The sequence below is a fragment of the Microcoleus sp. B4-D4 genome (assembly GCF_036705185.1).
In the GTDB taxonomy this organism is placed as follows: domain Bacteria; phylum Cyanobacteriota; class Cyanobacteriia; order Cyanobacteriales; family Microcoleaceae; genus Microcoleus.
Genome location: NZ_JAUBTX010000055.1, coordinates 31,548 through 41,698 on the forward strand (window position 1 = coordinate 31,548; position 10,151 = coordinate 41,698).

The 10,151-nt window shown below is 43.5% G+C and carries 6 protein-coding genes; 2 read left to right on the top strand and 4 right to left on the bottom strand.

All coding sequences use genetic code 11. The annotated features are described in order from the left end of the window. Nucleotides 1–120: 120 nt before the first annotated feature. A complete protein-coding gene (locus tag QUB13_RS26345) occupies nucleotides 121–3,849 on the bottom strand; it encodes an amino acid adenylation domain-containing protein (protein WP_333386869.1) in 3,729 nt (1,242 codons plus the stop codon). A 625-nt stretch (nucleotides 3,850–4,474) separates the two neighbouring features. Between QUB13_RS26345 and QUB13_RS26350 the strand changes: the two genes are divergently transcribed. Further along, nucleotides 4,475–4,828, top strand: coding sequence for a XisH family protein (locus QUB13_RS26350; RefSeq protein WP_333386872.1), 354 nt, complete (start codon nucleotides 4,475–4,477; stop codon nucleotides 4,826–4,828). A 50-nt stretch (nucleotides 4,829–4,878) separates the two neighbouring features. Then, the gene (locus QUB13_RS26355; protein WP_333386875.1) at nucleotides 4,879–5,226 is read left to right on the top strand and encodes a XisI protein; all 348 of its coding nucleotides are present in this window, start codon (nucleotides 4,879–4,881) and stop codon (nucleotides 5,224–5,226) included. Between the two features lie 222 nt (nucleotides 5,227–5,448). On the opposite strand, the gene QUB13_RS26360 is transcribed toward QUB13_RS26355, so the two are convergent. The 3 genes from QUB13_RS26360 to QUB13_RS26370 form a co-directional block, all read right to left on the bottom strand. Further along, nucleotides 5,449–8,100 carry a hypothetical protein gene (locus tag QUB13_RS26360; protein WP_333386878.1) on the bottom strand — a complete coding sequence of 884 codons (2,652 nt, stop codon included), beginning with the start codon at nucleotides 8,098–8,100 and terminating at the stop codon, nucleotides 5,449–5,451. Nucleotides 8,101–8,467: 367 nt separating this feature from the next. Continuing rightward, a complete protein-coding gene (locus QUB13_RS26365; protein WP_333386881.1) occupies nucleotides 8,468–9,385 on the bottom strand; it encodes an RNA polymerase sigma factor in 918 nt (305 codons plus the stop codon). A gap of 75 nt (nucleotides 9,386–9,460) precedes the next feature. Next, the coding region (locus QUB13_RS26370) for a hypothetical protein (protein WP_333386884.1) at nucleotides 9,461–10,151 on the bottom strand (691 nt) is incomplete at its 5' end.

Here is a 10,151-nt window from a genome sequence, read left to right on the forward strand (position 1 = left end):
AGTGAAAAAACATCCGATAGTGAGTACAGATAAGCAAGGTAACCGCTCTCTTATCGATGCACCGGATGAAACAGTTTCCAAGACGTAAACCTTTTTATGCCAAGCAACTTTAATTTCTCATTACACTGGCATGACTTCGATTTTCAAACACAACTTCATTGCCTGCTCAAGGCAAACCTTAAGCCGTTCCGCTAAAACTCGCACATGAGGCTCCTTGACGATGGTGTAATGATCTCCAGAAATTATATCAATCTTCACTCCACCTTCTGTTAACTGATTCCAACCCGTTGTGGGGTCTGAATTCTCTAACCCAAACGATTCCTCCGCACGAAATACCATAATCTGGTTTGGATAAACAACTGGCGTGTAGGTGCGTTCAGCCTGACGATTTGCCAAAACAACCTCTAGCAGACTGCCAATTTCAACCACTCCAGCATCAGGAAGCACAACGTTAGCCGCCCTTGCCCGCTCCAGCACATAGCTCAACTGCTCATCCGGTGCAAGCGATTGGAGAGCGCTAATCGATATAGCAAGCTCCTTCCCAAAATAACTGCCCAAATCCTTAGCAAACCAAGCTAGTGTGGCAGCAGTATCAACCTCCATCGCTTGACTGTTGTGGTGGGGTGCTGAACTATCTATCAAAGCAAGCAGCGCCACTTGCTCACCAGATGAGTACAACTGTTGAGCCATCTCAAACGCTACCACTCCACCAAATGACCAACCTCCCAGCAAATAGGGACCTTGCGGCTGAATCTCGCGGATTGCCTCGATATAATAACTAGCCATATCTTCAATCCGGCTCTTTGGCTCCCCTTTCCCATCAATCCCCGACGCTTGCAAACCGTAAAAAGGCTGGTCTTCACCCAGATGACGAGCTAAATCCAGGTAACAGAGCACATTGCCCCCAATGGGATGAACGCAGAAAAAAGGACGCTTTGTACCATCTGGCTGAATCGGTACTAAAGGAGAACTCAAGCTAGAACCCGTCGCCTGACGCAGAATGCTTGCCAAATGCTCAATCGTCGAACTGGGAAAAAGCGTCGCTAGCGATAACTTTTGTCCAAAATGCTGCTCAATCTCCAGCATCAGGCGTACTGCCGATAGAGAGTCACCGCCCAGGTTAAAGAAGTCATCTGTAACGCTGATGGGGTGAATACCCAGCACGTTTTCCCAAATATGAGTCAACTGAAGTTCCCAAGTGTCACGGGGAGCTATAAATGCAGTTGGTTCAATGCGTCTGCTGTCTCTTGGAGTGGGTAGTGCTTTGCGGTCAACTTTCCCGTTAGGATTCAATGGTAGGGACTCCAAGAACGCAAACCCTCCAGGAAGCATATAAGCTGGTAAGCGCTCTTTCAAGTAGGCGCTTAGGCTTTTATCGCATAGCTCTCCGGGAGTTGGTTGCTTGTTTAACACTACCTCTGGCGCGAATAGGCGATCGTAAAATAAGTTGCTTTTTGAGGGAGTTTTGTAGAGAAAAGAATCGTATTCAAACTCAATGCGTTCTCCACTCTGTTTGAGCAAATAGCCTTGAATGTGATAGTCAGGACTTAACTGGTCTTCACTCAACTGAGCGCTACAAACGGCTTCAATTTTGTCTCCGGCAGCCACTTCAATCCCCGGATTAAACACTGGAAAATACACAGGTAGCCAGCTTCCGACATAAGCTAGACTGTCAATGACTTCATTCTCAACCGTGTGTAAATTAAGCCATAACAAAAATCCATCTATTTTGCCAGCTAGATTGATGGTAAGGCTTATCTGTCGGTCATATTCGGGATTAGAGACTTGATTGAAATCCACATCCTCAAAAACATCTACAGTGGAAATGATGTTTGACTGAGGAAAATTTCGGAAAGATACCCTTAAGGGTATTTTCCCTCCGAGCTGGTTGAAAATCTGCTGAGTGTAATAACCCGATAGTTCCGAAAAATGAGGCTGACTGGCAAACGTTTCAGGAAGATAAACAGCAGCGATGTTAGTCACGCAGCGCTGGGGAATCATCATTCCATCTTCCTTGAGAAACCTTCTGGCATCATTGAGAATCGAAACCGCCCCTTCTGAATTGCCGATTACGCCAATCAGTTCTGAAACACACAGATCGACTTTTTCAGGGAGTTGCACTTGCGTGGCATCCCCATAAATTACCGATATCTTGTCTGACAGCCCCAGAGATTCGACATAACTCGTTGCCTGTTCGTAAGCTTCAAATTGCATCTCAATGGCGTAAACTTTCTTAGCGCCATGTTCGGCACAGAATTTCGCCCAAACAACATCCTTACCCGTGCCAATGTCTACAACAACTTTGTCCTTAACAACTTTTTTAAGTGCCACCTCATAACTATGATTTCTCACATGGTCATAGGTCATGGCATAGTACAGGATGGCATCATAAACTCGGTAGTCTCCCGGACAGGGCCATAGTTCTACCTGAGTGTTTTTGGGTTTGGGAACGACATAGGCGACGAGGCGTTGCTTGCCTGATTTTTCTTCGTGAGCCACTACCACACTGTCTTGCACCAGTGGGTGCTGATTGAGAGTTGCTTCGATTTCCTCCGTTTGGATGCGGAAGCCGCGTACTTTTACTTGGTTATCAATGCGCCCCAGGATTTCGATATTACCGTCGCTCCCGATACGGGCTAAGTCCCCAGTTTTGTAGAGGCGAGAAGTGGCTTCATCACTAAAAGGATTGCGGATGAACCGTGCCGCGGTCAATTCGGGACGATTGAGATAGCCCCTTGCTAAACCAAGACCGCCAATATATAATTCGCCCGTCATCCCTTTAGGCACAGGCTTTTTGTTTTCATCCAACAAGTAAACCTGGGTGTTGGCAATGGGACAACCTATAGGTACGGAGTTAACATCCGGCAATTCTTTCCAGATATCTGGTGCGTAAAGCGTGGATGTGATAGTGGTTTCAGTCAGTCCATAAGCATTAAGCCAGCGGACGCGATTACCAGCGATTTTCTGCCAATTCATCAATCGCTCTGGCAAAACCTTTTCATTGCCAACCACAACTAAGCGCAGCGTGGAAGGTAATTGCGCCTGTGAACTAGATAAAGCAGATACCCATTCATGCCAGTAAGAAGCAGGCAGGTTGAGAACAGTCAGCTTTTCTCGCTCTATCAGTGCTTGAAACTCTGCAACAGTTGGAGTTACAGAATCAGGACGAAGAACGACAGTACCCCCGCTTAACCAGGTAGGGAATAACTCTTCTGCTGCAACATCGAAACTAATTGAAGCAAACTGTAAAATCCGATCTGTTGTCTGCAAATTATAGTGCTTGGCAATGGAAACACTGTGGTTGGCTAAAGCTTGATGCGGAATTAGAACTCCTTTTGGCTGCCCTGTAGAGCCTGAAGTGTAAATGACATAAGCTAGAGTGTCAGATGTCATGCAGGTGTCAGGGTTCTGCTCGCTGTATTGGGCAATCTCCTCCCAATCAGCATCTAAACAAACCACTTTTGCTTCGTGTGGGAGAAGATTTTCTAGCCACCGTTTTTGAGTTAACAGCACTGGTGGTTGAGCATCCTCTAGCATCAAGGACAGTCGCTGTTGCGGATAGGTTGGATCTAGGGGGACGTAGGCACCACCTGCTTTGAGAATACCCAGCAGTGCGATCGCCATTTCTAAGGAACGCTCCACACCAATTCCAACTAGAACTTCCGGTTCCACTCCTAAAGAAATTAGGTAATGCGCTACCTTGTTCGCTCGATGGTTTAATTCCCGATAACTGAGGCTTTCCCCCTCAAAAATCACGGCGATGCTGTCAGGAGTTTGTTCTACTTGAAACTCAAATAACTGAGGAATGCACAATAGTTGAGGCGTTGATGAATCAATATTATTTGCCATTTGTTCTCTTGGTAGTCGCCGTTAATCCCTGCAATACACTGTTTATCTAAAGTTTAAAGAAGAGCGCATCAAAGTTTCAAGACTGTATCAAGAGTCTTCATCATGGCTTCTCTCCTCCTCTCGCGTCAGTCGGGAAAGTCGGATTGTCAAGTCGGAAAAGTCGGATCGTTGCCTAAATTCATACATATTACGAATATAACTTATTTCTTAAGGAGGATGTCAATCAGAATACTCCTGTAATGTGTAAATCTTCCGTGAATAACTTTTTGAAGATAAAATAAATTGAACCATTCGAGGTAACAACACAGTCAAAGCATAAGTTGTATCAGCCTCATACCCCTTATTCCAAAGCTGAAAAATTGGCAGCTTATTGCGCTAGCGCACAGGATGTCATAAAAGAAGCGATCGCACAAAGCGCAGTCCTGGAGGCGATCGCATTTTCCAAGAAACCGACTCGATGACAGCCTGCTACTCTTTCAGTTGGGGGAATGGGTAGGGGTAATGGCGTTCTTCACAGCTTACACCCGTGCCTCACTTGCCCGGAGGTTCAAACTCCTACGCGATATCGCATGAGACAGCTTGGTGTGATAGGTTTGAATTGCACCTCTAGATCGGATCGTCTGTTGTGGCTAAGGATCGTTTTCATCAAGTTGTTAAGACGGTTCTGGCTAAAGATGGGTGGAATGTGACTCACGATCCGCTTCAGATAAAAGTAGGTGGCGTAGATAGGGAAATTGACTTGGGGGCAGAACGATTACTGGCAGCGGAGCGAGGAGATGAGAAAATTGCGGTTGAAGTCAAAAGTTTTTTAGCTAGTGCATCGACAATTTCAGAGTTTCATACAGCGCTGGGGCAGTTTATTAACTATCGGGCTGCATTGCGTCGTGAAGAACCCAATCGCATTCTCTATCTAGCTGTGCCCGATCTAATCTATAACAGCTTCTTTCAACTTGATTTTCCAGCATCAATGCTGCAATAAGATTCCGTAAAAATAATTGTTTACGACATTGAATTGGAGCCAATTTCACTATGGAAGGAGTGACGGATAAATTAACGAACTATCAGCAAATTGTGCAGCAATTGTTGATGGGTTACGCAGAAATTAAGCCAGCTTATGGTGATATTGAGGTTGAGACTATTTTTGATACGCAGCGAGATCGCTATCAAATTGTGCATCTAGGCTGGCTACATAAGCGTTGGGTACATCATTGTGTAATGCATCTTGATATTCGCCATGAGAAAATCTGGATTTTTTGCAATTCAACGGAGCATGATATTGCGGCAGATTTAGTCGATTTGGGTGTGCCAAAACAAGATAGTGTGATGGGTTTTCATCCTCCTTTCATGCGTGAAATGAGTGACTATGCAGTGGGCTAAAAGCAGAAGGATGAAAGAGGCGATCTCTTGATGGATAAATCGCGCTCCCATTACAATGGCTTTGATTCAAGATAGATGGGCGATCGCTCCCTCAACTTCTTTAAAGTTGTCTTAATTCAAATAAAAATAGAGTGGTGTTTCCCTACGAAATAGATCCGCTTCACGCAGCCTAGCTGCTGAGGCTTTGACATCGTACAGGATATTGTGGCGGAGTTGGGAAAATTAAAGCAACTTCAGCGAGTTTAATTGGGTTTTAAGTTTCTCATCGACGATGAATGCTTCCACGTCAAAGGTCAAGACAATACAGATTTGCTCGACTGAATCAGTTATGTTTATATGCTCTTTTCCTTTGCGGTCTGTACATATTTCTATCATCTTGAAATTAATTTCTTCATTAGTTGAAACTTCAGGGAAATTTACCGACCACTGCGAGAAGGGAGTAATTTGGGAAACTAGAGGATCGTAACTACTCCATCCGCTTTCATAAGTAACAGATTCATCTGAACTTTCGCGCACATCACTAATATATTCGTTAATTCCTCTACAAGACATCATGCTGAACGCTTTTGTTTGTCGGTTGAAGTCACGATCGTAGAAAGGATTGCCATTAAATTTCCATTCTAAGATATATTTTCCAGAGCTGGTATCAATATGCACCGTCGTTGATGTATTAATTGATTTCTCAAAAGCGACATCAACATTTTTAACTCTAACTCTGACATACTCTTTAAATTCTTTAGCATCTAAAGGAATATCAAATGTGAAAGAATTACCATGAGTTACTTTTTCTGGAGCTACCCACACCTTGTATTTAATTGGCTTCAATGACTTGGGCTTCATCGCTTGACTTGTTAACGCAGCTTGCATTCGTTCTTGTTGATTGATCAGTAATTCAGTTAGATTAATCAACTCCAAATTGGAAGCTTTTTCCGCATTAGAAGCCTGTAGAAATTCATACTGCATAGCAGAGTCTAGTAAATTGAAGGCTCTGATGAACATCAATAATAACTTTCGTTCAATAAGTTGAGCCTGACAAATCAGCCAAGACCAGTCACGTCCAACCTCTAAAGTGAGAGAGTTAATAGATATTTTGTTCAAGGCTTCTTTTTGATTTTTTGCTGCTACTTTTAGTCGCTCACTCTCTGCAATCTCTTTTTCCATTCTAACAATTTGGGCTTCAGTCTCTAAGTAAGTTTTGGATTGAAGAGCAAGTTTTTCAAACTCACCTATTGCGGTGTTTCTTGAGGAAGCAGCCAAGTTAATATTACCCAGGACTGTTTTTATATCCACCAACATTACATCCCACTCTAGCTTAGTGGGCATTTTATTTTCCTTAATGTTCCCTTTTACTTTGCTTAATTCCTTTTTAAGGGTATTGAGTTTTGAACTATCAAAATCTTTTGGAAATTTTATGATTTCCAAAGTTAGTTTTATTGCTTCAGAAGACAACTTCAAAGCGACACTAAGTCTCGCTATATTCTGTGCAAATTTTGCTATTCTCTGTAGGGCTTCTGCTGCGGCTGATACTTTACTTGCTGCCTCCGTTAATTTGCTAAAACTGTCAACAGAGGTAGCACCACCAGAAAGAACCGTTGCGGTTAAACTAACGAAAGCCATAATTGCTTGCCTTTCAGCATCTTTTTCAGCATCTTTTTTAAAATTCTCCAAAGCCTTTTGAAAATTCTCCCCTTGAGTCGTTATTTTGTTAAGTAGATTATTTTTTTCTACTGTTAGTTTACGAACATCCTCCTGAGCAAGCGATTTATTTTTTTCATAGTTAGCAGCCATCGCTTCTTGGTAATCTGCTGTTGCTTTAATGAATGCGAGCAGTGCATCACCATTTTGTTCAATATTTAGGCTGAGCTTTTTTAACCCATCCAGAAGATTGGATGTGTTCTGCTGACTGATAAGGCCGCGAACTTTCGACTGAACTAAAGTTGCTTGTTCTTTGATCAGATTAAGGTATTCTTTATAAACTGCTGGTGAGCAATACGGTACTGGAGTATAGGGAGTATCAAGCATGACGACTAACTCAGATGACAAAGCGGCTAATTCACTCATCCTGATAATATCAATGTCTCCGATATTTTTATTGCTTTGCGGAAGAATATCCAGAACCCACTGAACATATTTTTTCGCTGCTGAACGAGCATCTTTGGAAAAAGAATTAGCCAAAATCAGACACGTAGATAGAGAAATTTCAAAGCCATCAATCGAATCAATCAGAGCTTGTTTATGTAGTAGCTGCAATTCATCATTATCTTGATCGCTGTTATTTTCCCAGCGATCAAATAACCTTGGACTTGGGTATGGAAACAATAGTTTTGATGTCCAATTATCTTTAGATATCGACCTAATACGGTACACCTTCGGCTTGGAGTCATGAATAGCAATTATTTGGCAATCTGAGCCTTCAGGTGTCTGTATAAATGGACATACTTGGGCATTTTTTTCTATGTTTTTTACAAAAGACTTAACTTCTATATTCCAATTTGGGTTCTCAAAATTATTACGGATTGATTGTGAAATTATGCACAGACGGCGATGAACGGGGATAGAAATTTTTTGACGAATTTCGTAGTGTGCGTTTAGAAATAGTAAGTCACTCACTAAAATAGGATCAGAACAATTTTCTGATAAATAAGGAATATCTATACAGAATGCAAAAATCGTGACAGACTCTATTTGATCGTGAGGAACTCGATTAAAGTCTAGTTTGGTCAGATCAAGTCGCTCCTTATAAATAAAAACATGAGGCAAATCAGCCGGAGTAACCACATAACCTGTGTCGTCTTTTGGGAAAATACTATCGTAGTTAAGGCATTCATTGTCAAGCGCTATAGTAGTGGTTTGAACTAGTTGATTGTTACTCATAGTCTTCTCCAGGTTTGGGTTTACATCTATATAACGCTTAAAGCTTGCGATTTCTGAAAAGAGCAGGCTCTCACGGTGTGACTACTGATTTAATTCCAGTTTCCCTACTGATAGCAAACTCACACACCCGTGAGCCTTGCCGTAAGACATCGCAAAAAGTTACCCTTGGGATAAAGCTAATTTGAGGAAGTTTGACTCAAAAGAAACGAAACCTCATCTTCATCCCCGACAGACTCTTGACAAAGAATTGAAAATAGGGAACAACACGATCCCAAGGAGGAGAGCGCAACAATCGCACAAATTTTCCCACAACTTTCCCCACCTGATGCTGTTGTTGCATCCTCTGCACCGCCAAATAGGAATTCCCTCAACATCCAGTTTCTTCATCAAATTGTGCCAACGCCAAAATCGGTGTAAGCAGCCTTTCGCACAGCGCCGCCTCAACGCACCGACAACCATCACTCTTTACTTGTAACATCCCCTCAGAAGTCGCCCCAACCATCACCGACTCAGACTGCTGCACATCACGCGCTACCTCGATCGCTTCCTCACCCTCAACACTTTCCACTTCCTCCGTCGCAATGGATAACGTCACCGTCTCGCCCACAGTCGCTTCAACTGGCGCATTCCCCTGGGGCATTTCCCCAATTGCCGACTCCGTTGCAGTTGGTGGAACAGATTTATCCCTATCCGTCCCCTCCTCCTCGATAAAATATCCCCTCAACTCCTCTCGCAGAATAGCCCGCGCCTGGGATATGCGCTTGCAGACATTCTGGTAGGAAATCTCTTGCCGTTGGGCAATCTCTGGATAAGACAATTCCTGATAAAAGTGCAGGATAAACGTCTCGCGCAACCGAGGAGGTAAATTGTCAATCGCACGACGAATCACCATCCTTTTTTCGCCAGTCTCCAAAACATTTTCTGGGGTATCCTCACTCCGTAGCAGTCCTTGCTCCTCACTAAATGCGTAACCTTCTATATCCTCAACTCGATTCGCCCCCCGACTGCGTTCACGATAAATGTCCACGCACAGATTGCGAGTCAGCGTCGTCAGCCATGCCTTAAAATTATTAATTTTCCCGGCAAACTTTTGCACCTTTTCCCAAGCTTTCAGCATCGTCCGACTCAGGGCATCTTCAGCATCAGTCGGGTTCCCCCACATCCACTTAATGCAGCAACGGTGAAGATAATCTTGATACTGCTGCCATTGCTGCCAAAACCCTTTCCCTAAATCTTCAGAGCAACCCCGCAGGTATGATGCACTAACTGTTTGAGAATCTGACATAAATCAATAACTGGTAATGTAACCAAATTGAGGACAAATAAGACTTAAACTTTAGAAGGTTTTATCCATACAAGCTCACGCTGATTTGCTCACCAAAGGCGACTTGGTAGAATACCGATCAAAAGCCTCAGAGATCATTTCTGACATCAGTTGTGCAAACGGGATACCAGCCAGATGCAAGATAGTGCCAAGCGAGGTTTGGTTTAGGTCGGAGAAGTCAGTCAGAGGTATCGAAGAAATGGCACAGTTAGCATTAACTTCCAGAACAAAAAGCTCTTGAGAATCTTTGTCCATGCGGATATCTACTCGCGCATATCCGTTGCCACCAAGCGCACAATACGCACGCTTGCTGATCTCGCAGAGTTTTTCGCTCAAATCCGAATTTACCGATTGGCAATGGTAAAACGGTTCCGAGGATGACGATGAAGATTCTTCAAGGTGTTCACCCCAGAAGTTATCGTAAGACCGAAATTGTTCGGTTTCAGGCAAGCTGGAATGAAACACCAATTCAATCGGCGGATAGATTTTGAGGCTTTCCGGTTGTTGGGAATCACCTAGCAGGAAAACTGTAAATTCACGACCGCTGATAAATCGTTCTACAAAGATGCTGTCCGGTGGAAACTGCATCTCGTGTACCCCTTGCACCAATCGCTGAACCTGTTTACTCACCTGTTCATCGCTTTCAACAACCGACTCTAGTGAAATTCCGATACTGCCATAGCCGAGTGCTGGTTTAACTAATAGAGGTGTGCCAAGGCGATCGCAA